At 62.2% G+C, this 26,679-nt stretch carries 29 protein-coding genes; 18 read left to right on the top strand and 11 right to left on the bottom strand.

All coding sequences use genetic code 11. The features are described from left to right. Positions 1–35: 35 nt before the first annotated feature. A complete protein-coding gene (locus J3P73_RS01775; protein ID WP_075225614.1) occupies positions 36–1,007 on the bottom strand; it encodes a LysR family transcriptional regulator in 972 nt (323 codons plus the stop codon). Positions 1,008–1,085: 78 nt separating this feature from the next. On the opposite strand from J3P73_RS01775, the gene J3P73_RS01770 reads away from it, so the two are divergent. Continuing rightward, entirely contained in the window at positions 1,086–1,610 is a 525-nt protein-coding gene (locus tag J3P73_RS01770; RefSeq protein WP_075225613.1) for a hypothetical protein, read from the top strand. Between the two features lie 46 nt (positions 1,611–1,656). Here J3P73_RS01770 and J3P73_RS01765 read toward each other — a convergent pair whose 3' ends face one another. Next, positions 1,657–2,553, bottom strand: coding sequence for a LysR family transcriptional regulator (locus tag J3P73_RS01765; RefSeq protein ID WP_075225612.1), 897 nt, complete (start codon positions 2,551–2,553; stop codon positions 1,657–1,659). Between the two features lie 107 nt (positions 2,554–2,660). On the opposite strand from J3P73_RS01765, the gene J3P73_RS01760 reads away from it, so the two are divergent. Genes J3P73_RS01760 through J3P73_RS01750 form a run of 3 tightly spaced genes read left to right on the top strand, consistent with a single transcriptional unit; the run spans position 2,661 to position 4,733 of the window. Beyond that, entirely contained in the window at positions 2,661–3,032 is a 372-nt protein-coding gene (locus tag J3P73_RS01760) for an Atu4866 domain-containing protein (protein ID WP_075225611.1), read from the top strand. Between the two features lie 58 nt (positions 3,033–3,090). Beyond that, positions 3,091–3,942, top strand: coding sequence for an oxidoreductase (locus tag J3P73_RS01755; protein WP_018069965.1), 852 nt, complete (start codon positions 3,091–3,093; stop codon positions 3,940–3,942). 56 nt (positions 3,943–3,998) lie between these two features. Further along, complete coding sequence (locus tag J3P73_RS01750) at positions 3,999–4,733, top strand: SDR family oxidoreductase (RefSeq protein ID WP_075225635.1); 735 nt, start codon at positions 3,999–4,001, stop codon at positions 4,731–4,733. 112 nt (positions 4,734–4,845) lie between these two features. On the opposite strand, the gene J3P73_RS01745 is transcribed toward J3P73_RS01750, so the two are convergent. Beyond that, complete coding sequence (locus J3P73_RS01745; protein WP_075225610.1) at positions 4,846–5,409, bottom strand: methylated-DNA--[protein]-cysteine S-methyltransferase; 564 nt, start codon at positions 5,407–5,409, stop codon at positions 4,846–4,848. A gap of 282 nt (positions 5,410–5,691) precedes the next feature. On the opposite strand from J3P73_RS01745, the gene J3P73_RS01740 reads away from it, so the two are divergent. The 4 genes from J3P73_RS01740 to ybaK all read left to right on the top strand — a co-directional run bounded on the left by J3P73_RS01740 (position 5,692) and on the right by ybaK (position 8,421). After that, on the top strand, positions 5,692–6,291 hold the full coding sequence (locus tag J3P73_RS01740; RefSeq protein ID WP_075225609.1) for a 2'-5' RNA ligase family protein: 600 nt from the start codon (positions 5,692–5,694) through the stop codon (positions 6,289–6,291). Between the two features lie 91 nt (positions 6,292–6,382). Continuing rightward, a complete protein-coding gene (locus J3P73_RS01735; RefSeq protein ID WP_075225608.1) occupies positions 6,383–7,444 on the top strand; it encodes a succinylglutamate desuccinylase/aspartoacylase family protein in 1,062 nt (353 codons plus the stop codon). Positions 7,445–7,564: 120 nt separating this feature from the next. After that, positions 7,565–7,915, top strand: coding sequence for an ArsC family reductase (locus J3P73_RS01730; RefSeq protein ID WP_130656803.1), 351 nt, complete (start codon positions 7,565–7,567; stop codon positions 7,913–7,915). A 32-nt stretch (positions 7,916–7,947) separates the two neighbouring features. Beyond that, a complete protein-coding gene (gene ybaK / locus J3P73_RS01725; RefSeq protein ID WP_130673433.1) occupies positions 7,948–8,421 on the top strand; it encodes a Cys-tRNA(Pro) deacylase in 474 nt (157 codons plus the stop codon). Positions 8,422–8,497: 76 nt separating this feature from the next. Here the strand turns inward: ybaK and J3P73_RS01720 are convergent, their stop codons facing one another. Beyond that, positions 8,498–8,941, bottom strand: a complete 444-nt coding sequence (locus J3P73_RS01720; RefSeq protein WP_075225605.1) for a MarR family winged helix-turn-helix transcriptional regulator — start codon at positions 8,939–8,941, stop codon at positions 8,498–8,500. A gap of 83 nt (positions 8,942–9,024) precedes the next feature. Here J3P73_RS01720 and J3P73_RS01715 point away from each other — a divergent pair, with 83 nt between their 5' ends. Together J3P73_RS01715 and J3P73_RS01710 are read left to right on the top strand one after the other, a co-directional pair. Continuing rightward, the gene (locus J3P73_RS01715; RefSeq protein ID WP_075225604.1) at positions 9,025–9,708 is read left to right on the top strand and encodes a glutathione S-transferase family protein; all 684 of its coding nucleotides are present in this window, start codon (positions 9,025–9,027) and stop codon (positions 9,706–9,708) included. A 131-nt stretch (positions 9,709–9,839) separates the two neighbouring features. Continuing rightward, positions 9,840–11,093 (top strand): aminopeptidase, encoded by a 1,254-nt coding sequence (locus J3P73_RS01710; protein ID WP_024322267.1) that lies wholly within the window; start codon positions 9,840–9,842, stop codon positions 11,091–11,093. 245 nt (positions 11,094–11,338) lie between these two features. Here the strand turns inward: J3P73_RS01710 and J3P73_RS01705 are convergent, their stop codons facing one another. Continuing rightward, a complete protein-coding gene (locus tag J3P73_RS01705; RefSeq protein ID WP_024322268.1) occupies positions 11,339–11,932 on the bottom strand; it encodes an NAD(P)H-dependent oxidoreductase in 594 nt (197 codons plus the stop codon). Between the two features lie 2 nt (positions 11,933–11,934). After that, on the bottom strand, positions 11,935–13,515 hold the full coding sequence (gene xseA / locus J3P73_RS01700) for an exodeoxyribonuclease VII large subunit (protein ID WP_024322269.1): 1,581 nt from the start codon (positions 13,513–13,515) through the stop codon (positions 11,935–11,937). A gap of 341 nt (positions 13,516–13,856) precedes the next feature. On the opposite strand from xseA, the gene J3P73_RS01695 reads away from it, so the two are divergent. Further along, positions 13,857–14,102 carry a hypothetical protein gene (locus J3P73_RS01695; protein WP_018069953.1) on the top strand — a complete coding sequence of 82 codons (246 nt, stop codon included), beginning with the start codon at positions 13,857–13,859 and terminating at the stop codon, positions 14,100–14,102. A 127-nt stretch (positions 14,103–14,229) separates the two neighbouring features. Here the strand turns inward: J3P73_RS01695 and J3P73_RS01690 are convergent, their stop codons facing one another. Beyond that, positions 14,230–16,077, bottom strand: a complete 1,848-nt coding sequence (locus J3P73_RS01690; protein ID WP_207579738.1) for a hypothetical protein — start codon at positions 16,075–16,077, stop codon at positions 14,230–14,232. Positions 16,078–16,237: 160 nt separating this feature from the next. On the opposite strand from J3P73_RS01690, the gene J3P73_RS01685 reads away from it, so the two are divergent. Both J3P73_RS01685 and J3P73_RS01680 read left to right on the top strand, forming a co-directional pair. Beyond that, positions 16,238–17,245 (top strand): glycosyltransferase, encoded by a 1,008-nt coding sequence (locus J3P73_RS01685; RefSeq protein WP_024322271.1) that lies wholly within the window; start codon positions 16,238–16,240, stop codon positions 17,243–17,245. Beyond that, the gene (locus tag J3P73_RS01680) at positions 17,242–17,619 is read left to right on the top strand and encodes a GtrA family protein (protein ID WP_024322272.1); all 378 of its coding nucleotides are present in this window, start codon (positions 17,242–17,244) and stop codon (positions 17,617–17,619) included. Before J3P73_RS01685 ends, J3P73_RS01680 begins: the two co-directional genes overlap by 4 nt. A 103-nt stretch (positions 17,620–17,722) precedes the next feature. Here the strand turns inward: J3P73_RS01680 and J3P73_RS01675 are convergent, their stop codons facing one another. Next, on the bottom strand, positions 17,723–18,709 hold the full coding sequence (locus J3P73_RS01675; protein ID WP_018069949.1) for a Gfo/Idh/MocA family protein: 987 nt from the start codon (positions 18,707–18,709) through the stop codon (positions 17,723–17,725). A gap of 178 nt (positions 18,710–18,887) precedes the next feature. On the opposite strand from J3P73_RS01675, the gene J3P73_RS01670 reads away from it, so the two are divergent. Together J3P73_RS01670 and J3P73_RS01665 are read left to right on the top strand one after the other, a co-directional pair. Then, complete coding sequence (locus J3P73_RS01670) at positions 18,888–19,835, top strand: aldo/keto reductase (RefSeq protein WP_130772135.1); 948 nt, start codon at positions 18,888–18,890, stop codon at positions 19,833–19,835. A 14-nt stretch (positions 19,836–19,849) separates the two neighbouring features. After that, entirely contained in the window at positions 19,850–20,329 is a 480-nt protein-coding gene (locus tag J3P73_RS01665; protein WP_130772133.1) for a GNAT family N-acetyltransferase, read from the top strand. Here the strand turns inward: J3P73_RS01665 and J3P73_RS01660 are convergent. Further along, entirely contained in the window at positions 20,275–20,952 is a 678-nt protein-coding gene (locus tag J3P73_RS01660) for a hypothetical protein (RefSeq protein WP_018069946.1), read from the bottom strand. The two genes, J3P73_RS01665 and J3P73_RS01660, sit on opposite strands and share 55 nt — an antisense overlap. 114 nt (positions 20,953–21,066) lie before the next feature. Here J3P73_RS01660 and J3P73_RS01655 point away from each other — a divergent pair, with 114 nt between their 5' ends. Next, the gene (locus J3P73_RS01655) at positions 21,067–21,564 is read left to right on the top strand and encodes a YciE/YciF ferroxidase family protein (RefSeq protein ID WP_003544628.1); all 498 of its coding nucleotides are present in this window, start codon (positions 21,067–21,069) and stop codon (positions 21,562–21,564) included. A gap of 45 nt (positions 21,565–21,609) precedes the next feature. Here the strand turns inward: J3P73_RS01655 and J3P73_RS01650 are convergent, their stop codons facing one another. After that, entirely contained in the window at positions 21,610–22,518 is a 909-nt protein-coding gene (locus tag J3P73_RS01650; RefSeq protein WP_018069945.1) for a LysR family transcriptional regulator, read from the bottom strand. A 233-nt stretch (positions 22,519–22,751) separates the two neighbouring features. Between J3P73_RS01650 and J3P73_RS01645 the strand changes: the two genes are divergently transcribed. Both J3P73_RS01645 and J3P73_RS01640 read left to right on the top strand, forming a co-directional pair. Beyond that, positions 22,752–23,747, top strand: a complete 996-nt coding sequence (locus J3P73_RS01645) for an aldo/keto reductase (RefSeq protein WP_024322276.1) — start codon at positions 22,752–22,754, stop codon at positions 23,745–23,747. A gap of 91 nt (positions 23,748–23,838) precedes the next feature. Continuing rightward, positions 23,839–24,198, top strand: a complete 360-nt coding sequence (locus J3P73_RS01640) for a nuclear transport factor 2 family protein (RefSeq protein ID WP_017966590.1) — start codon at positions 23,839–23,841, stop codon at positions 24,196–24,198. A gap of 54 nt (positions 24,199–24,252) precedes the next feature. Here J3P73_RS01640 and pheT read toward each other — a convergent pair whose 3' ends face one another. Beyond that, entirely contained in the window at positions 24,253–26,676 is a 2,424-nt protein-coding gene (gene pheT / locus J3P73_RS01635) for a phenylalanine--tRNA ligase subunit beta (RefSeq protein WP_024322277.1), read from the bottom strand. Positions 26,677–26,679 lie beyond the last annotated feature (3 nt).

Genomic DNA, 26,679 nt, shown 5'->3' with positions numbered 1-26,679 from the left:
AGTGTCTGGATCTATTCCGGTCAGCGCTTCCCACTTCAGCGCATTTTCGTGGCTGGTGTTTGCGTGTCATCGATGTGAATTCGAGTTTTGTCCCCAGCGTCCGCCCGGCTTTTCACGTGATCGATGAAGGCCCGCAGCTTCGGCATCACTTGATGGCGACTGGGATAGTAGAGGAACACACCGGGCGCCATCGGTGCGAACGCCTCCAGGACGCGAACGAGTTTTCCCGCCTTCACGGGTCCGGCGGCGATTGGCTCAGGCACTTGCGCAAGCCCCATATCTTCGACGGCGGCTCCCAGCATGGTGGGAAAGTCGTGGGCGATCAGCGGCCCGGAGACGACAGCCTCGATCGGCTTTTTGCCGCTGACAAACGACCAGGGCGCGATTGAGCCGTTCGAGCGGCGCATGCGGATGCAGGCATGCTGACGCAGATCGTCGATACGCTCGGGCCGCCCTCTCCGGCGCAGATATTCGGGGCTGCCGACAACCACCAGCGGGAAGGACGGCGTCAGCCGGACCGCGACCATGTCGGCTGCGATGAACTGGCCGAGCCGGATACCGGCGTCAAATCCCTCGGCGGCGATATCGACCAATTCCTCATTCGCGGCGACCTCTACCTCGATCTCGGGAAAGGCCTGGCAGAAGGATGCGATCAGCGGCTCCAGCAGGATCGGCACCACTGCCGGCGGCACAGTGAGACGCAATAGTCCAGCCGGTCTCTGCCCGAGCTCACGCGCAACCTCGCTTGCGGCGACCAGTTCCTCGAATGCGGGCTTTGCACGCGTCAGGAACCGCTCACCGGCCTCCGTCAGGCCGACACTGCGCGTCGTGCGGATGAAGAGCACTGCGCCGACACGCTCCTCGAGAGCGCGTACGGCCTGGCTGATTGCCGATGGGGTCACCCCGAGCTCCCCAGCTGCCCTGCGAAAACTGCGGTGCCGGGCAACGCTCAGAAACGCCTCAACGCCGTCGAGCGCGCCTTGCCTGACTGTGAAGTTCTGCTTCATACCGCATCGATATTATCGCGAATAGTCGACCGCGGGAAGCGGGCGTACATCTGGATCCCACAAATCAGGAGTGCCCCGATGTCGACGGAATCCATCTTCCAAACTCATCTCGTCCTAGGCTATGTCGCGTGGCTGATTTGCTTCGGCGCCTATATTCTGCCCTGGCTCACGTCGATGGACAGGGTCAGGGCGCACCGCGCGATCGCCACTCTGCACAGCTTCCGCTTCTTCGGGCTCGTCTTCCTTCTCCCAGGCGTCGTCGGTCCCAACCTGCCCGCCAGCTTCGCCACCTTCGCTGCCTTTGGCGACCTTGCGGCCGGGCTGCTCGCCGTGCTGGCGCTCGTCACGATCAGGATGCGTCCGGTCTTCTGGCTGTTCGTCGTCGCCTTCAATCTCGTGGGAATGGGCGACCTCGTCCTCGACTACTATCACGCGATCCAGGCCGGCCTTCCCGCGCGGGCGGGGGAATTGGGCGCCGCATATGCGATCCCGATCATTTACGTGCCCCTGCTGATGATCACTCACGTCTTCGCATCCTATTTGCTGCTGCGCCCTCTGGCTAAGGCAGCTCGGGTCCTCACTGGCGAGGCGGCAATATCTTAACCTCCGCCATCTCAGGCGTCGCACCTTGCGATCGAGGATCGCAACTCTAGCGCCCGTCAAATCTCCGCACATAATCGACCAATGCGCGCAGCTTCAGCGGCTGTCGCTGGCGCCTGGGATAGTAGAGATAGAAGCCCTGGAAGGGCGGGCAGAAGTCCTCCAGCAGCGGCACGAGTTCGCCCCGTTCGATATAGGGCTGGAAGGTCTCCACCATGCCGAAGGTGATGCCTGCTCCCGCGCAGGCCATGCGGATCATCATTCCCATGTCGTTGGTCGTAACAGTGGGATCGACGGAGACGTCGAAGTCGCGATCATTCTCGGTGAACTCCCAACGATAAGGCGCCGTATCCGGGCGTGGCCGCCATCCGATGCAGGCATGACCCTGCAGTTCGCGGGGATGGCGGGGATGGCCGCGGCGCTCGAGATAGCTGCGGGATGCCGCCGCGCATTGTCGCTGCTCTTCGGAGACGGAGATCGCGATCATGTCCTGTTCGATCACTTCGCCGAGCCGGACACCCGCGTCGAACCCGGCTTCGACGATATCGAATTCGTCATCGGTGATGGTGATATCGAGTTTGATGTCGGGGCAGGCTTCCATGAAGCCGGCCAGCAAGGTGCCGGACAGGAAGTTCTCGGCGATCGAGGAAACGGTGATCCGCAGCAGGCCGCTCGGGCGCGCCTGCATTTCCCTTACCGTCTGCATCGCATCCTTGACCTGGCGGAGCGATGGACGAACCGCGTCGAAGAACACTTCGCCGGCTTCGGTCAGGCTGACGCTGCGCGTCGTGCGCTGGACCAGGGCGACTCCGACCCGATCCTCGAGGCGCTGCAGGGCCTGGCTGACGGCGGAGCGGGTGACGCCAAGCCGCTCGCCGGCGAGCCGGAAGTTCCGCGCCTCCGCCACTGCAAGAAAGACTGAAATGCCTTCGAGATCGTCGACCATTGGTTAGCATTTCTAACCAAGGCATCCTGGATTAGCAACTTAATCGTCGCAGATGGGCACGCTATCTTTCAAGTCGAGATCAACGCAAGGCTTCGAAAGGCAAGGCAATGCGAAGGATTTTCAAAAGCCCGGTCCTGCAGCTTTTCACGGCGGTCACTCTGGCTGGCACGGCGACCAGTTCGTCCGCCACCGATGCCGTGAACGACCGAGATCAGCAGCAACAAACAAGCGAGAACACGATGCAGCAACATCCCTATGTCGGCATGTGGGTAACGGATGATGGCCGCGTCCGCCACGAACTTCTGCCCAATGGTCGTTACGACGAAGCCCGTGGCAGCCGGGAAAGCGCCTACCGGGGACGCTACGACGTCACCGGAAGCCACATCGAATATTGGGATGACACGGGCTTCACAGCCGACGGCGATTTCGTCGACGGCGATACCCTCCATCATGGCGGCATGGTGCTTCGGCGCAGATGACGTACCGCCTGAAAGGCAACACCACACAGGAGAAGGCCGCGTTTGCCGGCCGGAAAGGATGACGATCATGTCTTCCCCAACACCCATCTGGTTCATCACCGGCGCATCGTCCGGGCTCGGCCGGGCACTCGCCGAAGCCGTGCTGGCCCGTGGCTGGCGCGCCGCTGTTACAGCGCGCAGACCCGAGACCCTGGCAGATCTCACGGCACAACACGGCGACCGCGCGCTTGCCCTTGCACTCGATGTGACAGACAGCCGCTCCATCGCCGGCGCGGTTCGTGACGCCGAAACGCATTTCGGTGCGATCGACGTCCTCGTCAACAATGCCGGCTACGGTTACCTCTCGGCGATCGAAGAGGGCGACGATGCCGAGATACGCGCCCAGTTCGAGACCAATGTCTTCGGACTGATAGATGTCACCAAGCAGGTTCTGCCGGGCATGCGCCGACGCCGGCAAGGGCATATCTTCAACGTCTCCTCACTTGGCGGGCTCGTCGCTTTTGCCGCAACCGGCTACTACCATGCCACCAAGTTCGCGGTCGAAGCCCTATCGGAATCGCTTTCCCATGAGCTCAGGCCGCTCGGCATCGATGTGACGATCCTCGAACCGGGCGCCTTCCGCACGGATTGGGCCGGCCGGTCGATGGTCGAATCCCGCACGATCATCGAAGACTATGCCGAAACATCCGGCAAGCGGCGCCAGGCCACCCGCTCGATCTCCGGCAACCAGCCGGGCGATCCCGCCCGCGCGGCAACCGCGATCATATCGGCGTTCGAGGCGGACGAACCGCCGCTGCGCCTGCTGCTCGGCGCACCTGCCCTGAAGATCGCCCGCGAACGGCTCGATGCGCTGCGCGCAAACTTCGACGCCTGGGCGGAGACGACGCTCAGCGCCGATTTCCCCAGCTGAATACCAAGAAACCTCAGTCGCATCGCCAGGCGAGCGGCGTGCAAATGGAGCTTGAAATGTCTGATATCGAAGGAAAAGTCATTGCCATCACCGGAGCCAGCAGCGGCATCGGAGAGGCGGCGGCAAAGGTGCTGGCTGCCGCAGGCGCCCATATCGTGATTGGCGCCCGCCGCACCGAGCGGCTGGAGGAACTCGCAGGCGACATCGCGGCAAAGGGTGGGTCGGTGCGCCTGCGAAAGCTTGACGTCACCGATCGTTCCCAGGTGGAGGCCTTCGCGGGCTTTGCCAGGTCCGAATTCGGCCGGCTGGACGTCATCATCAACAATGCCGGCGTCATGCCGCTGTCGCCGCTCGAGGCTCTCAAGGTCGAGGAGTGGGACCGGATGGTCGACGTCAACATCAAGGGCGTTCTCTATGGCATCGCGGCGGCGCTTCCGATCATGAAGGCGCAGGGATCAGGGCAGATCATCAACCTGTCTTCGATCGGCGGCCACAGCGTCTCGCCGACGGCCGCCGTCTATTGCGCGACGAAATTCGCGGTGCGGGCGATCTCGGACGGATTGCGACAGGAGACCGATCGCATCCGCGTGACGGTCATCTCTCCCGGCACGACGACATCGGAACTGGCCGAGACGATCACCGATCCGACCGCGCGGGACGCCATGAAGGCTTTCAGGGCGATCACCATCAGCCCCGAGGCCATCGCCAATTCGATCCTCTACGCCATCAGCCAGCCTGACGACGTCGATGTCAGCGAGATCATCATCCGGCCGACAGCCAGCCCGCATTGATCGGCTGAGACCCTGCCAAAGCAATTCCAGCAAAAGTGTAGAGCGGTTTTGCCAGGCAAAGCGCGAAGCGATTTTGCCGGGAATTGCGGAAAACGAAAAAAGTCTCCGCCGCCTAAAACCCCAGCGACTGCTGGGCGGGCGGCGGCGGAGCGAGGTTGACGCCTTCGAGCTCCAGCATCCGGGCCTTCGATGACGAACCGCCGGGCGCGGAGAAGCCGCCGATCTTGCCGCCGGCCGCAAGCACCCGGTGACAGGGGATGATCAAAGCGACAGGGTTCTTCGCCATTGCCTGGCCGACGTCGCGGGCGGCTTCCGGCCCGACGCCCAGCTCCTTGGCCAGCGCGCCGTAAGTGGTGGTGCGGCCCCAGCCGACACGCCTTGCCGCCGCATAAATATCCCGGAAGAAGGCATCCTGGCCGGCAAGATCGAGTTCGACGCCGGAAAAATCCGTTTCCTCGCCCTGGAAGTAGCGCTTCACGGCGGCGACCGTCTCCAGCACAGCGGGCGTCGGCGCACCGGGTTCGGCGTCCGGCAGGCGGCGCAACAGCAGCCGTTCGGTCGCTTCCGCTGATTTGGTCGGCAGTTGGAAGCGGGTGATGCCGGCGTCGCTCCAGGCGATGCCGCAGAAACCACCTGCGGTTTCGAAGATGAGATAGTGGTGTATGGTCTCAGCCATGACACAGCCTCCGCGTTTTCAATGACCCTCAAAATCGTATGGGACGGCCGCTGTTTCAACCCGTTTCTTGCGCGCGCCGGGCTTCCAGGAAATATTGTGGTGCGCCCCTGCATTGTCGACCGACTATCCACTTCACCCGGTCTTGAGCGACGGTCCGGACAAGTGTGACCCCGAGCATGTCGGGAAATTATGTTCTCTGTTTGTTCTTGCTGTTGCTTCCTTGCAGAGTATCTTCGTCGCGTTTTGAAAACGACGAGGCGGGTCATGACGACCTGAAATTCTATGAACCAGATGCCCCTCGACTTCGGAGACGACAAAAATGGTCGCGGACGGCGAAACGAAAGCTACGTCAACGGACACCGACTTTTCTTTGCGCTCTGCCCTCCTGATGCCATCGAGCAGCAGGCGGCCGCAATCGCCGATGACTATCGTCGAGCCTTCTCCCTTTGCGGCATCCCGCGCCTGACGACATTGCATGTGTCGATCATCTGGGTCGGCGACTATCCGAAGCTGCCGGAGGATGTGGTCTTCGCGGCACGGCAGGCCGGCGCCACGGTCGAGAGTGCGCCGATCGCAATGACCTTTGACCGGATCATGCGATTCCCGCAGGCGCGAGCGCTTGTACTTTGCGGCGAGGGCGGACGGAAACCGCTCACCCGGGTGCATGTCCAACTGGGCGTCGGCATGCACAATGCCGGATTGCGGCACAATATCAGCCGCGATTTCACGCCACATATGACGCTGCTCTACGACCGCAAAGCCATGCCGCCGACGACCCTCGACACACCCGTTTCATGGACGGCGTCCGAATTCCTGCTCATCCACAGTGTTGTCGGAAAAACCGAACATCGGATTATCGATCGCTGGCCACTGCTCGGTTAAGGCAGGCTGACGCCCTTGGCCGCGGCTTGCGCTTGCCCAGCTTCTGCGCATAAAGCTCGTTCAGGTGTTGCACACGGGAAGCGAAATCAGCATGGACGTTTCAGAGATCATCATCCCCGGCGATACATCGGGAACGGAGTGGCGGCTGCCGGTGCTGCGCTTTAAGGGCGGCGATCCGAAGGCGCCGAAGACCTATATCCAGGCGGCACTGCATGCCGGCGAGCTGCCTGGAACGGTGCTGCTGCATTTCCTTTGCGAAAGGCTGCGGCAGGCAGAAAACCAGGGAGAGATCGCGGGCGACATCACCATCGTGCCGCAGGCCAATCCGATCGGTGCGGCGCAATCGCATTTCGGCGAATTGCAGGGCCGTTTCGACTTGGGTTCGCGCACCAATTTCAACCGGGACTTTCCGCTGATCTCCCTGGCCGATCGCCCGACGCTGATCAAAGACCTCGATGATTACCCGGCTACCGACAGATTGAAGCGGCAGCTGCTGCATTTGGCGCTCGGGGCCGATCTCGTGCTCGACCTGCATTGCGACGATGAATCGCTGCAATATGCCTATATCGACGAGGCCTTCTGGCCGGAGGCGGCCGATCTCGCCGCTTCACTCGACATGGAGGCCGTGCTGCTTTCGGATGGCGAAAGCTCGGCCTTCGAGGAGGCCGTCGGCTTTGCGTGGAAATATGGCGTTCCCGGCGAACGCCTATTCGAGCTGCCCGGCAGACTCTCCGTCACCGTCGAGCTGCGCGGCAAGCGCGACGTCGATCCGGTATTGGCGAAAAAGGACGCCGACGGGCTCTGGCGTTTCCTCGCGGCACGGGGGATCGTCAGTGACGAAAAGCCGGCGGCAACGGCGTTTTCCGGTCCGGCCGTGCCGCTCGACAATGTCGAGATCATCCGCGCTCCGGAAGGCGGAGCCGTGCTTTTTCATCGCAATATCGGCGAGAGGATTGCGGAAGGCGACCTTCTCGCGACGATCATCACCCGGCCAGGACAGCCGGGCGGCAGCATCGAGCTCACCGCACCGCAGGATGGGCTGATCCTGACGCGAACATCCGACCGGCTGGTGCGACGGCGCGGCGACCTGATGAAGATCGCCTGCGACGAACCCAGCAAGGCTTCGCGCAAGGCCGGCACGCTGGAGAATTGAGCCACAGGCCGGCTTTGTCTGCCTCGATGGTCGACGCGCTCGGGGGATAAAACGTCGCACGGCGTTTGCGCCGGCCTTCGTGCATGTTATCTCGCGCCATCACAGGGAGATCGATCGGGCATGGCCATCACCATCTATGGCATCAAGAATTGCGACACGATGAAGAAGGCCCGCAACTGGCTGGAAGAACACGGCGTCGCCTATGAGTTTCATGATTACAAGGCGCTCGGTATCGACCGCACCCATCTCGAAGCCTGGATCGACCAGGCCGGCCTCGACACCGTGCTCAACCGCGCCGGCACCACCTTCCGCAAATTGCCCGATGCGGAGCGCGAGAACCTCACCCGGGAGAAAGCGATCGCGCTGATGCTCGACCAACCGTCGATGATCAAGCGGCCGGTGCTGGAGGCAAAGGGGAAATTGCTGATCGGCTTCAAGCCGGAGATTTACGCCGGTACCTTCGGCGGCTGACAGGCGGCCGAGTGAATTCACGAGGGAAAGAGATGTCCAAGACCACGCGCGCGACACAGGTTCTTTCGCAGGCGGGCATCGCCTTCACGGTCTATACCTATGACTACGACCCCAATGCCGAGCGCGTCGGGCTGCAGGCGGCAGAAGCGCTGGGCGAAGCGCCGCATCGCGTGCTGAAGACGCTGATGGCGGAGGTGGACGGCAAACCGGTCTGCGTCGTCGTGCCGTCGGATCGCGAGGTCAGCATGAAGAAGCTCGCCAGCGCCTTTCACGGCAAATCGGCCAACATGATGAAGCCTGCCGATGCCGAACGGCTGACGGGCTATCATGTCGGCGGCATCAGCCCTTTCGGCCAGAAGAAGACCGTGCCGACGGCGATCGAGGAGGCCGCGCTTGGCGAACCGCTCGTCTATATCAATGGCGGGCAGCGCGGGCTGCAGGTGCGGCTCGATCCGAAGGATGCGTTGAAGGCGCTGAAGGCTGTCGCCGCGCCGCTGATTGCCTAATCAGAGCATGATGCCGAAAAGTCTGAGCGGTTTTTCCGACGACATCATGCTCTCACTCTTCAATTGAGAACAGGATTCAGAGAAAGCGGTCGAGCAGGCCGGCGATCGCCTTCGCCTCGTTTTCGGCAAGCTTGCAGCCGATATGAGTGTCGATCGATTTGGCATAGACGATCCACATGCGCTCGCGAAGCTTTCGGCCGGCATCTGACAGCACCACCCAGCGGCCACGTCCATCCTCGGCGAAGACCTCGCGCCGGACCAGGCCCTCCCGTTCCAGCCGGTCGAGCAGGCGGGAAAGATTATACTGCGCCAGCAACGTCCGCTCCTCGATCTCGTAGGGGCGCAGCTTGCCGTCTTGCGAGCGCGCCAATTCCCACAGCACGTCATACCAGGCAAGCGGCGGCATGCCGGCCATTTTCAGGTCGGCTTCGATGGCGCCGAGCAACCGCTCTCGGGCGCGCATGATGCTCGTCCAGGCAGAGGTGACCGCTTCGCTCGGATTCGACGGTTTTTCAGACATAAATGCAGTTACATCTATCTTGAATTTCGCCGCAAGCGCTATTAGATGCATCTACATCTATCATCCTTGCCAAGGAGACCCCCATGAGCAAGCTTACCCTCGTCAGCCATCATCTCTGCCCCTATGTGCAGCGCGCCGCGATCGCGCTGCTCGAAAAGGGCGTGCCCTTCGAGCGCATCAACATCGATCTTGCCGACAAGCCCGACTGGTTCTTGCAGATCTCGCCGCTCGGCAAGGTGCCGCTGCTGCGGATCGAGGAGGAAGATGGCAGCGAGGCTGTCCTGTTCGAAAGCAGCGTCATCTGCGAATATCTGGAGGAAACGCAGCCGGGCGTCGCACTGCATCCGAAAGACGCGCTGGCACGTGCCCGCCATCGCGGCTGGATGGAATTCGGTTCCTCCGTGCTTTCCGATCTCTGGGGTTACGAGACGGCGCAGGATGCCGCGCAGCTGGAGGCCAAGCGTAAGGCACTCATCTTCAAATTCGCAACTGTCGAGAAGGTATTGACGGACGGCCCCTATTTCGCCGGCAACGACTTCGGCCTCGTCGACGCCGTCTTCGCGCCGGTCTTTCGGTATTTCGATCTCTTCGACACGCTCGGCGACAGCGACATCTTCGAAGGGCTTGAGCGAGTGACGCGCTGGCGCAAGGCTCTCTCCGAGCGGGCAAGCGTCAAGGCCGCCGTTGGCGAAGACTACCCGCAGCGGCTGATGGAATTCCTCGAAAAACATAACTCGATCCTGCTCAGGCTGCCTGCCGCCGCTTAAAGCCCGCCCACCCAGCCGGCCGGACATCTAATCCGGCCGCTTCAATTCGGCAGTGGAGCGCTTCATTTTCGCCGCAAACGGGTCTAAGTCTTCCAGCCTCCCACCGTCGATGACAGAAGGCAGGTTGAACCATGACTTTCATGCCCCAGAGCCAGAACACCGTTGATCCCGTCAAGCTGGAAAAGCTTGCCGAAGTTGCCGTCAAGGTCGGGCTGCAGCTGCAGAAGGGTCAAGATCTGGTGATCACGTCGCCTGTCGTGGCGCTGCCGCTCGTTCGCCTAATCACCAAGCACGCTTATAAAGTCGGCGCCGGGCTGGTGAGCGCCTTCTATTCCGACGAGGAAACGACGCTGGCGCGCTATCAATATGGCAGCGACGAGAGCTTCGACCGCGCCTCCGGCTGGCTCTACGAGGGCATGGCCAGGGCCTATGCCAACGGGGCGGCCCGTCTTGCGATCGCCGGCGACAATCCGATGCTGCTGTCCGAGCAGGATGCCGGCAAGGTCGGCCGCGCCAATCGCGCCAACTCCACCGCCTATAAGCCGGCGCTGGAGAAGATCTCGAATTTCGACATCAACTGGAACATCATCTCCTATCCCAACCCGTCCTGGGCCAAGGTGGTCTTCCCCGACGATCCGGAACCGATCGCGATCGCCAAGCTCGCCAAGGCGATCTTTGCCGCCTCGCGCGTCGATGTCAGCGATCCTGTCGCCGCCTGGGCCGAGCACAATGCCAATCTTGCCAAGCGCTCCGCCTGGTTAAACGGCGAGCGCTTCGCCTCGCTGCATTTCCGGGGACCGGGCACCGACCTGACGATCGGCCTTGCCGACGGACATGAATGGCATGGCGGCGCGTCCACCGCCAAGAACGGCATTACCTGCAATCCGAATATTCCGACCGAGGAAGTCTTCACCACGCCGCATGCGCTGCGCGTCGAAGGCCATGTTTCGAGCACCAAGCCGCTTTCGCACCAGGGCACGCTGATCGACAATATCCAGGTGCGCTTCGAAGGCGGGCGCATCGTCGAGGCCAAGGCCTCGCGCGGCGAAGAGGTCTTGAACAAGGTGCTCGATACCGACGAGGGCGCGCGCCGGCTCGGCGAGGTGGCGCTCGTGCCGCATTCCTCACCGATCTCGGCCAGCGGCATCCTGTTCTACAACACGCTGTTCGACGAAAACGCTTCGTGCCACATCGCGCTCGGCCAGTGCTATTCCAAGTGCTTCCTCGATGGCGCGACACTGAGCCAGGAGCAGATCAAGGCACAGGGCGGCAACTCCAGCCTGATCCATATCGACTGGATGATCGGCTCGGACAAGGTCGATATCGACGGCCTCAAGCCGGATGGCTCGCGGGTTCCGGTAATGCGGCAGGGCGAATGGGCCTAAGCGGCATCGTCGTGCGCTGACTGAGCCAGACGCTGACAAGCATCATGGCCATTGCTGGAAGCGGCGCGGCGGCCAGCCCCGTTCTTCGAGACCCCCGCGGGGCGCCTCCAGGATGAGGCTGGCGCGTGCGCGTGCCTCAGGTGATCCTTCGAGGCGATGTGGATCACGCCTCAGAACAAAATCGCGCAGCCCGGCAGCATGCTCTGTTGAACGCAAACCCGCTGCACACTTTTGCTGGAATTGCTTTAGCGGATCGCCGATAGCAGCTTGCGCACGCGATCGAGATGCGCCCTGCGCTTTGCATCGGTGGCCCGGTCCATGTCGTGCAGGCTGAGCATGCGGAAATTCAATCCCTTCGAGCAGAAGGCGGCGATGCCGCGCTTCAAGAGCCGGCGCACCGGATCGCCCATATAGAGACGCACCAGCCACCAGGGCGAGCCTGTCGTCGTCAGCGCATAGAACAGCCTGATATGGGTCAATTGCGGCACGATACGGCCGCCGGCAGCATCATGGCTGAAGGCAACGCCGGGGGCGAAGACACGGTCGAAGAAGCCCTTGAGGATGGCGGGGAAATTGAACCACCATTGCGGAAAGACGAGGATCAGGCCGTCGGCCGCCTTCAGGCGGACAACGATATCGGCAACGGCTGAGGTGTCATAGGGCACGTCGAAATAGCCGCTGCGCTCGGCCTTCGAAAGACGCGGATCGAAATCTTCGCGGTAGAGATCAAGCAGGTCGACCACGTGGCCCGTCGCTTCCAGCGCTTCGCGTGCGGTCCTTGCCACGGCAGCGGCGAAACTGTCCTCCAGCGGATGGGCAAGCACCAGCAGGATCCGCATTGTCAGAACAGGCTTCCCTGCTTCGGTGGCTCTGCGGATTTTACGCTGCGCTTCTTGGCACCGGCCGGCGGTGCGCCACCTTCCGTGGTCATGGCGCCGACACGACCGTCGGCGAATTCGATGGCGATGCCCGTGCCGGCGGAGAGCTGGGCAGCCTGCGAGACCGGCCTGTTATCCTCATCGCGAATGACGGCGTAACCGCGCTTCAGCACATTCTTATAGGAGAGCGACTGCAGCACGCGGTCCTGCGAAGAAAGTTCGGCGCGCGCACGGGTCAGCTGGTGGCGGATCGCCGTATCGGCATGGCGCGAAAGATTGCCAAGGCGTTCGCGGCCGCGGTCGGTCTGCGTCTTCAGCCGGGCAGGCAGCGAGGCGAGGATTGCCTCGGCGCGGTCGACGCGCGATTTCGAGCGGTCGATCAGCCGTTCGACCATGCGCTCGGCCCGGGCCATGCGCTCGTTCAGCGTCTGGCGGCGCTCGGCAATGCGGCCGGACAGCAGATCCGGGCGCAGATGCGCGGCGACGCGCTCGAAGCCGCGACGCTTATTGATGGTGTTGAGCTCCAGCCCGCGGCCGAGACCGGTCGCCGCCTCGTCGAAACGCCGGCGCGGCAAGGCGAGAAGCTGATCGAGCGACGGCAATGCCCGCATCAGAGCACGCACCGACTGGCGCCGCTGATCCATCTGCCGGTTCATGCAGCCCTGCAGGCGTGCCGCAAGAGCGGCGGCCTGCGCCTCGAGCTCCGCCTTGACGGGCACCGCCATTTCCGCGGCCCCTGTCGGCGTCGGCGCGCGGACATCGGCGGCATAATCGATCAGTGTCCAGTCGGTTTCATGACCGACGGCCGAGATCAGCGGTATTTCGCTTTCGGCCGCGGCACGCACGACGATTTCGTCGTTGAAGCTCCAGAGATCTTCCAGGCTGCCGCCACCGCGCGCGACGATCAGCACATCCGGGCGTGGGATGGCGCCTGAAGGTTCCAGCGCGTTGAAGCCGCGGATGGCGTTTGCCACCTCCTCACCGGACCCTTCGCCTTGAACCTTCACCGGCCAGACGAGGACATGCACGGGAAAACGATCGGAGATGCGGTGAAGGATATCGCGGATCACGGCGCCGGTCGGCGAGGTGACGACGCCGATGACGCTCGGCATGAAGGGCAGCCGCTTCTTGCGGGCGGGATCGAACAGGCCCTCGGCGCCGAGCTTGCGCTTGCGCTCCTCGATCAGCGCCATCAGCGCGCCGGCGCCGGCCGGCTCCAGCGTCTCGATGACGATCTGATATTTCGAAGAGCCTGGAAAGGTGGTGACCTTGCCGGTGGCGATGACTTCCATGCCCTCTTCCGGACGGAACTTCAGCCGCGAGAAGGTGCCCTTCCAGATGACGGCATCGATGCGGGCGCGATCGTCCTTCAGCGCGAAATAGGCATGGCCCGAGGAGTGCGGCCCGCGGTAACCGGAGATCTCACCGCGCACGCGAACCTGGTCGAAGGCGGTTTCGACGGTGCGCTTGATCGAGCCGGAAAGCTCCGAAACCGAATATTCGGCAAGGTTGGTCGGCGAATCGCCGTCGAAGACGTTGCTCATACCCTCTTTCTATGTCCATCCGCTGGAAACAGGAAGGGTGGCAGGGGCTTTGGGATCGGTTTTCCCAGCCGTTGAAATCGTTGTGGGAGGCGTTCGTCGCCACTGCATCAAGCGCGCTCGTCTCAACTCATCCTGCACATGCACTCGTTGCAGCCGGGCGAACAAACAACAAAATCGAGTAAATCCGTTTTGTTGCGGAACGGATAGTTAGATTGTGCGTTTTACCCGAAAGGGATTGCTAACCACCGCAATACAAAGGCTTTTCGGCGAGGACCGCCGGTAAATCTTTGTTAGTTGGCGCTTCCTATGCTTCCCCTCGTTATCTCTGGGAAGGTGCTGAAATGATTATTCTCACAGCAGCAGCATTGGGCATCAGCGCCGGGCAAATGCGCTCGGCTGGCGTGATCGCGTTGGTCGCCGCGTTGATCGGAATGACATTCGCGCTGGCGGCGATAACCTCGCCCGGCCCGGTGTCCCTTCTGGCATTCGTCTATGCCGTGCTCGGCTATAATGGCGGCCTCATGCTCTTCGTGATCGGGCTCTATGCCAATCAGCGCCTTCGTCGCGCCACGCGTGTCTCGCACTGATAGCGCGTCGCGATCTTTCAGATCGCTCCTCGCGCTTTAGGTCCTTATCTCAAACGCATGCCGTTATCGCCAAACCGCCGCAGAGTTTTGCGCGACATGCTTTATTCCATCTTGAAATTAGCCGGCGTCAATTCGTCGCCGGCCGATAGCGAAAGAACTGCACGCCCACGTCCGCCGCCTTCGGAAGCGGTTCCAGATAGGGCGGAATATTCCCCTTGCCGAGCTGCGCATAGAGGCCATCCGGCTTCAGCTTGGCGATCTCGCGCGTCTGCAGGTCGCCGGGGCAGAAGCCAAGCGCCGTCACGCCAGTCCCCTTCAGGAAGGCTTCCGCCTCCTGTGGCTCCGCCATGCCGATATGCAGTTCAGTCAGCATGCCGCCCTGATTGCGATGATAGGGCGCGGAGAGAACCCGGTTCTGCGTGAAGCGGAGGATCGGCACGCCCATTTCCGATGGCGCGGAGATCAGTCCGGCCGGTAGCCCGGCGAGCGGCGCCAGCGCCGCTTGCGATGTGCAGGAAATTTCCTTTGCCGGCTTCGCCGCCTTCTTCTGCGCAGCATTCTCCATCTGCAACGAGATAAACCCGCCACCGACGGCCCAGGCGGCCGGAGCACTGGCGAGCACGGTCACGATATAGACGAAGGCGGCGGCGACATTCTCGTTGTCGTTGTTGGAGATGCGCTTGATATCGATGATCAGCAGGGCAAGCGGCAAGATCGAGATCAGGTTCGAGAAGGTGGAACCGCGCACCTGGACCAGTGCGATTGCCCAGCTCGTCATCAGCAGGAAGAGCAGGATCAGGTGGATCTGCACGCGGTCACGCTGAACGACGCGGAAGATGCAGACGGCGATGCCGAACAAGCCGGCCGCATAGAAGCCACCGATCGAGAAGGGATCGGTGCGCCCGAGAACAAAAACCGACTGCGCTTCCGAAACATTCCTCAGCCAGAGCTCGACCAGCATCGGATCGAGACCGGCCAGCGGATCGCTCAGGCATTGCGGTGCGATCACGACCGCCGAACCGAGAACACCGGCGCCGACGACGGCGAGCGCGGCAAAGCGCAAGGGCCGGCGCAGGCGGCTCGCGAAAACCGCCGAAAACAACAGCAGTCCGCCGCCGATCGCCGCCAGGCTGTAATAGCCGAGCGAGAGATTGTCGCAGGTGACCATCGAATAAAGCCGGGGCGGCACCGTTGCGAAGAAGAGGATGCTGATCGCCATCGCCAGCGCCAGCCCGAAGGCCTTGGCGGCGGCAGCGAAATTTTCGCCCTCCCATGCCCAGAGCAGGACGATGGTCAGGCAGACGGCGGCGACGAAAGGTGTCGTCTCGGCGCCGATGGCAATGGCGACCGCTGCCGCGATGCCGGCAACCGCATAACTCCAGGCGCGACGCTCAGGATCCAGCAGCATCGCGATCATCGTCGCGACCAAGGCCAGCTGCGCATTGTGATGATCGATGGCGCCCGGCGCGAAACGGTTTCCGGTGTAGATCGCAAGACCGGTCAAGCCGAGACTGATGTGCATGGCGGCAACGCCGCCGATGCGCCGACCGGCAACCGCCATGGCGAGCATGGCAGGCAGGATGAGCGATACCGGCCAGGCGGCGAGCGCCAGCGCCTCGGCCGTCGCATGCGGTACAAACAGGCCGAAGAACCAGATCAGCGAGGCGATCGGCAGGTCGATCAGCCGCGACCAATGCATCAGCGTGCCGCCGTCGAGGCCGAGACGGTATTGCATCAGATCGAACCAGCCCTGCCCGGCCAGAAAATCGCGAACTTCGACGAGACGCATTCCGTCGTCATTGTCGGGGCCGACGTAATCGGTGGCACCGGAAAGCTTGGTGATGAGGATGGCGGCGGCAAGGATGACGCTATAGGCGATGACGGTTGGCCAGAGACGCGTCAGCAGGTCGCGTAGCCCGACCCGAGGGGCGTCTATCGCGGATGATGCATGGGTGATCGGCTGCACAGCGTTCATCGTGGTTAGCGGTTCGTTTCCGGATAGCGAAGCTTAACCGCCGCCGATCAAGAAAGTGTAAAGCCGTTTGTGGCAGCCGCTGATTTTGCCTGCGTCATAGGGTCTTATTAACGGCGCGTGATTTAGGTTGAGCGCGGCTTTCAGTGTAACGAGTAGAGTCATGGCCCGATCGCGTACCGACAATCTGAATATTGCCGTCCTGCTTCCCTGCTATAATGAAGCGGCGACGATCGGCCCTGTCGTCCAGGGCTTCCGGGCGACGCTGCCCGATGCTGCGATCCATGTCTACGACAACAATTCCACCGACGGCACCGCGCTGCAGGCGATGCTTGCCGGCGCGCATGTCGTGCGCGAGCGGCGCCAGGGCAAGGGCCATGTCGTGCGCCGCATGTTCGCCGACATCGACGCCGACATCTACATCATCGCCGACGGCGACGGCACCTATGCGCCCGAGGATGCCGAGGAACTGGTGCGTACGTTGCTGACCGAGCGCGCCGACATGGTGGTCGGCACAAGGCGCGGCGTGCACGCCGATGCCGGCCGTCAGGGCCATGCGCTCGGCAACCGGCTTTTCAACCTGCTTTACCGGATGATCTTCGGCCCCGATTTCACCGATATCTTTTCCGGCTACCGCGCGTTTTCGCGCCGCTTCGTCAAGAGCTTCCCGGCGGTATCAGGCGGCTTCGAGATCGAAACCGAAATGTCCGTGCATGCCTCCCGGCTGAAGCTGCCGGTCAGCGAACTGGAGCTCGACTACGGCCGCCGGCCGGAAGGCTCGCACTCCAAGCTTTCGACGTTCCGCGACGGCGCCAAGATCCTCTGGATGTTCGCGATGCTGATGAAGGAAACCCGGCCCTTCGCCTTTTTCAGCGCGATCAGCGCCACCTTCATGCTGGCGAGCCTCGGCTTCATGGCGCCGGTGCTGGCGGAATATTTCGAGACAGGTCTCGTCAGCCGCATGCCGACCTGGGTGCTGTCGACGGCGCTGATGATGATCTCCTTCATGCTTTTTACCGCCGGCGTCATCCTGGATTCCGTTGCGCGCGCCCGCGCCGAACAGCTCCGAATCCATTATATGGGCCTGGAGAGGCCGAGCGCGTTGAAGGCGCCGCTCAGCGACGCAGGGCCGGCATCGCGCGCGCGTCCCGGCAAGGCGGATGCGGCATGAGAAAGCTCATCCGCTTCACGATTGCCGGCGGCATCGGCTTCCTCGTCGATGCCGGCATCCTGTCGGCGCTGCTCCATCTGACGCCGCTCGGGCCGTTTCTGGCGCGACTCATCGCGATCGCCTTCGCCATGGCGGCGACCTGGGCTTTCAATCGGAGCTTCACCTTCGATCGCACCGGCCGTTCGCTTGCCACCGAAGGCTTCCGCTATGGCTCGGTCGGGGTGACGGCAGCGCTGGTCAATTACGGGCTCTATTCCGCGCTGCTGCTGTCGCTGCCGGTGCTTCAGCCGCTGGCGGCCATGGTGATCGCCAGCGTCGCCTCGATGATCTTCAGCTTCTTCGGCTATTCGCGCTTCGTCTTCCGCGCCGAGTGATTAGAGCGCCGCGCGTCCAATAGGACGCGCTAAGGACGCTCAAACCCTCTGAAGTGGCGCATAATCCTTTCCGAAAATCGATTCCGATTTTCGGGGTTATGCGCTAGACTGCTTCCCAGCCGTCCTTCTCGCTGGCCCGGTAGATCGCGTCGATCACCTTCTGGTTCAGCTTCGAATTTTCGAGGGTAACGATCTCTTCCTTGCCGTTCGTCACCGCCCGGGCGAAGGCCTCGACCTGCCGCTTGTACTGGCGGCTGTCCTGGAAGCGGAAGATGCGCGATTCAGTGTGGCTGCGGTCGGCAAGCTCGATCTCTTCCGGTCCCCAGCGATTGGCATTGAACGGCGACTTGACCTCGATGTAGCCTTCGGTGCCGTGGAAGACCATGACCTGGCGGTTGGCCATCTGCGTCGAGATATAGAAGCTCAGCTCGAAATCACCGAAATCGGCCTTGACGCTCGAATAGATATCCGTGCCGAAATCCGCATCGCGCTCGGTGATCGCCTGGATCCAGAGCGGCTCCTTGCCTGTGGAAAAACGCGTGCCCATGACCGGATAGACGCCGATATCGGGAAGGCCGCCGCCGCCGAGCTCGGGGACGTTGCGCATGTTGGCGGGGTCGCGGTTGAAATAGGTGAAGGCGCCCTGCACATGCCGGAGCGACCCGATCGCGCCCTCGCCGATCAGCGAGCGCACCTTCTGCCAGACCGGGGAATAGGTGATCATATAGGCTTCGGTGACCACCACCCGGTTGCGGTCGCGGGCGGCGATCAGATCGTCGATATCACCGGCCTTGAGCGCCAAGGGCTTTTCGCAGAGCACGTGCTTGCCGGCATCTGCCGCCTTGATCGACCATTCGATATGCTGCGAGGTCGGCAGCGGAATGTAGACGGCGTCGATGAGGTCGGATGCCAGCATCTCCTCGTAGGAGCCGAAGGCATGCGGCACCGAAAACCGGTCGGCCATCTCCCTCGCACGCTTGAGATCACGGCTGGCAATCGCCGTGACGACGCAATTCTCCGCATCCTGGATCGCCGGAACGACATTGTCGCGGCCGATCTTCGCCGTTGAAATGATACCGAAACGCAACATGATCCAAGCCTCCCAAACTGATTTCCGCGAACCATATTCAGGCCCTAGCTGCGGCGCAATGGCGCGACATGAAATCACGGAAGTTTGCCTTCCCGGATGCGCGGATCGCACTAAGTTGGTCAGGGCGGCGTTCTGCCGTATCCGCGATTTCAATTCCTTCACACTTCTGGAGAGCGTCATGGAAATGCGCCGGCTTGGAAAAACAGGTCTATCGGTCGCGCCGATCGTCATCGGCGGCAATGTCTTCGGCTGGACGGCCGACGAAAAAACATCCTTCGCCATTCTCGATGCCTTCTTCGACGCGGGCCTGAACACGATCGATACGGCCGATGTCTATTCCTCGTGGGTTCCGGGCAACAAGGGCGGCGATTCCGAAGAGATCATCGGGCGTTGGCTAAGCCAGGCAAAGATCTCCCGCGACAAGGCCGTTATCGTCACCAAGGTCGGCTCCGACATGGGACAGGGAAAGACGCTGAAGGAAACCTATATCCTGAAGGCGGTCGAGGATTCGCTGCGCCGGCTGCAGACCGATTATATCGACCTCTATCTCTCGCACTGGCCGGATGAAGATACGCCGCATGAGGAAACGCTCGGCGCCTTTGCCAAGCTGAAGCAGCAGGGCAAGATCCGCGCCATCGGCTGCTCGAACTATGATGCGACACTGCTTCAGGCTTCCTTCGACGCTGCCGAAGAGGCCGGCCTGCCGCGTTACGATGTGTTGCAGCCGGAATATAATCTCTATGAACGTTCGAGCTTCGAGGGGCCGCTTGCCGATCTCTGCGTCGAAGAAGACATCGGCGTGATTACCTATTTCAGCCTTGCCGCCGGCTTCCTCACCGGCAAATACCGCAGCAACGCCGATACGGAAGGCCGCGCACGCGAGGGCCGGGTTTCGAAATATCTCGACGATAAGGGCCTGCGTATTTTGGCCGCGCTCGACAAGGTTTCGGCCGAGACCGGTGCAGCGCCGGCAGAAATTTCGCTCGCCTGGCTGCTGCGCAAGAAGGGCGTGACGGCGCCGATCGCCAGCGCGACCAACCTTTCACAGCTTGAAAGCCTGGCGAAATCGGCGACACTTGCGCTTTCCAATGACGCGATGGCGCTCCTCGACCAAGCCGGCGCCTGAAAGAAAGAGACGCCATGACCGTCACGATACGTGAGGCCCGCCCCGAAGACGAAGCCCGCTGGCGCGAACTTTGGGCCGCCTACCTCGCCTTTTACGAAGTCACGGTCGATGCCGATATCACCGATTCCACATGGCGCCGGGTCTTCGATCCGGCGTCGGCGATTGCGATGCGTGTCGCCGAGGTCGATGGTGGGATGATGGGCTTTGCGCTTTATCTCACGCATGAGGGCACGTGGATCCGCGGCAGGGACTGCTATCTCGAAGACCTGTTCGTCGATGCCGATGCGCGCGGCAAGGGCGTCGGGCGGGCACTGATGGACGATCTCGTTTCGACCTGCAAAGCCAAGGGCTGGTCGCGGCTCTACTGGCATACGAGCGAGCAGAACAGAACCGCGCGGGCGCTCTATGACAGCTATGTCGAGAGCGACGGCCACATCCGCTATCGCATCACCTTCAAGACGCGCGGCGCTGTAGGCGCAGGAAATCCTTTATAAAAGGCGGCATGATCGCCTTCCCAATTGGCCATGCCGGGTTTGGTGAGGATGCCGCGCGGGCTGACATAACTCTGGATCACCCGCTTCGGCCGTTCGTGCCATTGGATATTGAAGGCCCAGAGCTTGGGAAAGAAGCAGAGCGAGGCATAAGGCAGGTGGTCGTGAATCCACCAGGCGAGCCGCTGCCAGTCGCTTTCATCGTGGTAATGGTCGATCATCCATGGCACGGCAATGCAGACGGCTGCGCCCATGCAGCCGTCGAAGTCCCTCATATCCCAGATGTGATGCGCAGCGGTGGACGCATTGGTCGAGCAGTTCAGATTGTTCTCGTTGCCGAACCTGTTGACCGCGGGCGAGCGATAGCCGGATCGGATATGCAGGCGCCCGAACGTTGCCTCCAGCGGCTCCAGCAATTCCTCGCAGAGCCTCTTGCCCGCCTCGATCGCCAGATCGGGATCCTCGGGGATATTGGGAATGCGATAGAAATCGGCGATTTCGGAATGCAGGAAATCGCGAAGAAAGAAGTTTTGCGACAGCCGTACGCGGCCAAGATCCTCCAGACCCTTCATTGAATTCGGTTTTCGCATGACGTCATTCTCCTGCGCATCGACGGCAGGAATCATCGCCCGGCACCGATTTCCAGTCCACCCGAAATCGGTCGGGAACAATTAGCGCGATCTTCTCTTCTTAATGTGTCGCCGCATTCGCGGTTTTCCCCAAAAACAAGGATCGAGAAAATGGCCAAGGAAAAGACGTTGGAAGATCTCTTCTACGACACGCTGAAGGACATCTACTTTGCCGAGCGGCAGATATTGCGCGCCCTGCCGAAGATGGCACGCGCCGCCCAATCCCCCGAATTGAAGAAGGGCTTCGAAAAGCACCGCGAGGAAACCGAAGGCCAGGTCGAGCGCCTGCAGCAGGTTTTCGAACTGATCGGCAAACGCGCCCAGGGCAAGACCTGCGAGGCGATCCAGGGCATCATCGCCGAGGGCGAGGAAATCATGGAGGAATTCAAGGGCACGGCGGCCCTCGATGCCGGCCTGATTTCGGCTGCCCAGGCCGTCGAGCATTATGAAATCGCCCGCTACGGCACGCTGAAGACCTGGGCAGCGACCCTCGGTCTCAAGGAGGTGGTCGGCCTGCTCGACCAGACGCTGCAACAGGAAACGGCCACCGACAAGACCCTCTCCCAGCTCGCCACCACGGCGGCAAACCAGAAGGCAAAGGCTGCCTGATGCGCACGGCACCCTAGCAAGAACGGGCGGCCCGGTTCCCATTCCTTACCGGCCGCCCGTATCCTGCTCGCTGTATCTGAAGAAATCGATGAAGGCGCGCAGCGCCGGGCGCATCTGTCGCCGGGTGGGATAATAGAGAAACGGCCCGGCATAGGGCGCGCACCAATCTTCCAGCACCCGCACAAGCTTGCCGCTCGCCAGTTCGTCATCGACCCGCATGTCGAAGAGATAGGCAAGGCCGGCGCCGTTCAGCGCCGCAAGCAAGGCCAGCCGATCCTCGCTGACGATCAGCGGCCCGTCGACCGAAACGACGAGTTCCTGCCCGTCCTTTTCGAATTCCCAGCGATAGATCGAGCCGTTGGTGAAGCGCCGCTTGATGCAGCGATGACGGACGAGATCGCGCGGATGCTCCGGCTTCGGATGGTGCTCGAAATATTCGGGCGAAGCGGCGATCACCGTCGTCAGATCGGGCGAGACCCTGACCGCGATCATATCAGCCTCCAGGCTCTCCTCCAGCCGGATACCGGCGTCGAAACCCTCCTTGACGATATCGGTGAAGCCATCCTCATTGGCGATCTCCAGGGTGATATCGGGATAGAGGTTGAGAAAGTCGCCGAGCCGCGGAGCGAGCAGCAGATCGGAGGCGAAGCGCGGCGCGGTGATGCGCAGGTTTCCGGCCGGCTTGGCGCGCGTATCGCGGACGGCCTCCAGAGCAATGTCGATCTCCTCGAGCGCGGGACGAAGTCTTTCAAGCAGCAGGCGGCCCTCCTCCGTCGGCGCGACGCTGCGGGTGGTGCGCGCCAGAAGCCGCACCCCCAGACTTTCCTCGAGGCTCGATATCGCATGGCTGATTGCCGAGGGCGCGACGAGGAGTTCCTTCGCCGCCGCCCGGAAGCTGCGATGCTCCGAGACGGCGGCGAGAACGGCGAGTTGCGAGAGCTGTGTCCTGTTCATTGATCGAAATAATAGAACAACCTGTTAGAAACTGCATGTATTTTCTGATTGATGGCGCAGCGATATGGTCTGCGGGTACCGCAACCATGCAGAACAGAATGATTTCAGGCCGGGCGGCCTAAAATCTGAATCCTGTTCTGAATTAATAGTTAGAGCATGATGTCGTCCGAAAACCGCTCACACTTTTCGGCATCATGCTCTGGCGGCTCAAAATCAGCTCAGAGGAGCACATCATGAAAAGCCGGAAACTCGGAAACGATCTGACCGTCTCTGCCGTCGGCCTTGGCTGCATGGGCATGAGCTTTGCCTATGGCGCCAGCGACGATGCGGAATCGATCAAGACACTGCATCGCGCCATCGATCTCGGCGTGACCTTCTTCGACACCGCCGAAGTCTATGGTCCCTTTACCAACGAGGTTCTTCTCGGCAAAGCGCTGAAGCCGTTCCGCGACCGCGTGGTGATCGCCACCAAGTTCGGCTTCAAGATCGATGCCAGCAAGCCCGGTACTGCCGCCATCACCGGCGTCGACAGCCGCCCTGAGCATGTGCGGGCGGTGGCCGAGGCCTCGCTGAAACGCCTCGGCATCGAGACCATCGACCTCTTCTACCAACACCGGGTCGATCCTGACGTGCCGATCGAGGACACGGTCGGCGTCATGGCGGAACTGGTGAAGGAAGGCAAAGTCCGCGCCCTCGGGCTTTCGGAAGCCGGCAGCGCCACCATTCGCCGCGCCCATGCGGTCCATCCGATCGCAGCCCTGCAGAGTGAATATTCGCTCTGGACGCGCGACCCGGAAGAGGAGGTGCTTGCCACCTGCCGCGAACTCGGCATCGGCTTCGTGCCCTACAGCCCGCTCGGCCGCGGCTTCCTGACGGGAGCGATCCGCAAAGTGGAGGATCTCGCTGCCGACGATTTCCGCCGACAGGTGCCGCGTTTCCAGGCGGAAAATTTCGACGCCAACGCCGCCCTCGTCGCGACGCTCGAGCGGCTGGCCGCTGAGAAAGGCGTGACGGCAGCACAGCTGGCGCTGGCCTGGGTGTTGAACCAGGGCGACGACATCGTGCCGATCCCGGGCGCCCGCAAGCTTCATCATCTCGAACAGAACGCCGCGGCCGCCGATATCGTGCTGAGCCCGGCGGAACTCGCGAGGCTTGAAGAGGTCATCCCGGCCGGACAGGTGGCCGGCGAACGTTACTCGGATGCCTCGCTTGCGATGACGAACATCTGAACCTGAAAAAGCCCGGTCGGCGCAACCGGCCGGGCTTGCCTTCGGGGCTGGCGAAACTATCTAACGCCATCTCGGAGAACGGGATGAAAATATGTCGGACAGGCAGGCAGTCGAACAGACGGTTCATCTCTATGTCGAAGGCATGGCCTTCGCCAATGAGGCAGCCTTGAAAAAGGCCTTTCATCCGAAAAGCTCGATCATCGGCCATTACGAAAATGCCGTCGAATGGCTGACGCGGGACGAATTCATCGCCGCGATCCTGCAGGAGGAGCCGGCGCCGCCCGGCACGCAGCCCTACATGGACATCCAGAGCGTCGATGTCGAAGGCGATGCGGCAAGCGTCAAGGTCACCGACGATTTCGCCGGCATGCGCTTTACCGATTATCTCTCGCTGCTGAAGATCGACGGCCGCTGGACGATCGTCAGCAAACTCTACCATCTGCATCTGTGAAAAGACCGGCCGCTATTCGCGACCGGTCCATTATTTGACGACGTTGGGTGAAGTTCAGCTTCTGAGGACACCGCCGGTGAATTTCGCAACGCTGGCGACGATCTTCTGCGTCAGCGCCTCGAAATCCTCGTCCGTCAGCGTGCGCTCGACCGGCTGGATCTGCACCTCGATCGCCACCGACTTCTTGCCGTCGCCAACCGATGCGCCCTCGAAGATATCGAAGACGTTGACGCCGGTTACCAGCTTGCGGTCGGCGCCTGTGGCGGCCTTGACGATGGCGCCGGCTTCCACCGTCTTGTCGACGACGAAGGCAAAGTCACGCCGCACGACCTGGAAGGGCGACAGTTCGAGCGCCGGCTTGGTGCGCGTCGCCTTGCGCTTGGCGTCCGGCATGGCGTCGACATAGACTTCGAAGCCGCACAGCGCGCCGGAGACATCGAGCGCTTCCAGTGTCAGCGGATGGAATTCGCCGAAATAGCCGAGCACGACTTTCGGCCCCATCTTGATCGTGCCGGAGCGGCCGGGATGATACCATTCCGGCCCGCCCTGCTCGATCTGGATATTGCCCATTGGCAGGCCGCAGGCTTCGATGACGGCGAGCGCGTCGGCCTTGGCGTCGAAGACGTCGACCGGCTTGCCGCCGCCCTTTGCGGCGTTCGACCAGGCGCGACCGGCGCCGGCAAGCGAGGCCGTGCCGCGGCGGATGCCGCCGGCCACGCGGCGCTGACCGTCCGGCCGATCGTTCTCATAGGTGCCGGAGACCTCGAAGAGGGCGACGTCGGAATACCCCTTGTCGGCATTACGCTGGGCTGCAGTCAGCAGGCCCGGCAGCAGCGAGGGGCGCATATCCGACATTTCGGCGGCGATCGGGTTGGCAAGCTTGAGGGCGGGCGAACCGCCGCCAAAGAGCTTCGCCTGGTCTTCCGGAATGAAGGACCAGGTGACGGCTTCGAGCATGCCGCGCGCGGCCAGCGCCCGCTTGGCGAGGCGGGTGCGGATCTGCAGCGTCGTCAGGATCTTGCCATTGACGGCCGCGTGGCTTTCGAGCGGCGCCGGCTTGATATTGTCGACGCCGTGGATGCGCATGACCTCCTCGACGAGATCGGCCTTGCCGTCGACATCGGGGCGCCAAGAGGGAACGGCGACGGAGACGCGCTCGCCGGAACTGGAGACCGTGAAGCCGAGGCGCATCAGAATCGTGTTGCTTTCCTCATTCGAGACGTCGAGGCCCGTCAGGCGCTTGACCTCCGAATAGGGGAAATCGACGATCTTCGGTTCGTAACCTTTGTAGCCGACGATCTCGGCCTTGGCGGCCTTGCCGCCGCAAAGTTCCAGCACCAGTTCCGTCGTGCGTTCGAGACCGGGGACCATATAGTCCGGATCGACGCCGCGTTCGAAGCGGTAGCGGGCGTCGGTGATGATGCCGAGGCTGCGGCCTGACTTGGCGATGTTCATCGGGTCCCAGAGGGCGGATTCGATCAGCACGTCGACGGTGTTCTCGTCGCAGCCGGAATGTTCGCCGCCCATGATGCCGCCGATCGACTCGATGCCATTGTCATCGGAGATGACGACGTTGTTCGGCGAGAGCTTGTATTCGCGCTGGTCGAGCGCCAGCACCGTCTCGCCTTCGGCGGCGCGGCGGACGGTCAGGTTGCCGTTGATCTTGGCAGCGTCGAAGACGTGGATCGGCCGCCCCTGATCGAAGGTCATGTAATTGGTGACATCAACCAGCGCGTTGATGGGGCGCAGGCCGATGGCGATCAGCCGCTGCTGCATCCAGCGCGGGCTCGGACCGTTCCTGACGCCGCGCACGAGGCGCAGCGCAAAGCCCGGGCAAAGCTTCGGGTCGTCGAGATCGAGCGTCAGCGTGACCGGCGTCTCGCCTTCCACGGCGAAGGACGGCGCGGGCCGGGTCTTCAGCGTGCCGAGACCGGAGGCGGCGAGATCGCGGGCGATGCCGTGGATGCTGGTGCAGTCCGGCCGGTTGGGCGTAAGGTTGATCTCGATGACCGGATCGTCAAGATGCGCATAGGCGGCATAACTCTGGCCGACCGGCGCATCGTCCGGCAGGTCGATAATGCCGTCGTGACTGTCGGAGATCTGCAGCTCCTTTTCGGAGCACATCATGCCATTGCTTTCGACGCCGCGGATATTGCCGACGGCGAGCGTCACATCGATACCGGGAACATAGGTTCCGGGCGCTGCGAAGGCGCCGACGAGACCGGCGCGCGCATTCGGAGCGCCGCAGACGACCTGGACCGGTGCGCCGGAACCGGTATCGACCATCAGCACCTTCAGACGATCGGCCTGCGGATGTTTTTCGGCCGAGACAACCCTGGCGATAACGAAGGGCTTGAAGGCCGCCTTGTCGTCGACATCCTCGACCTCCAGTCCGATCTCGGTGAGGCGCGTGCAGATTTCATCAAGGCCGGCATCCGTTTCCAGATGCTCTTTCAGCCAGGAGAGCGTGAATTTCATCGT

Origin of the sequence: Rhizobium ruizarguesonis (genome assembly GCF_017357285.1) — a bacterium.
GTDB lineage: Bacteria > Pseudomonadota > Alphaproteobacteria > Rhizobiales > Rhizobiaceae > Rhizobium > Rhizobium ruizarguesonis.
Note: the sequence above shows the minus strand (reverse complement) of the source record. Positions and strands in the feature narration are given on the sequence as shown.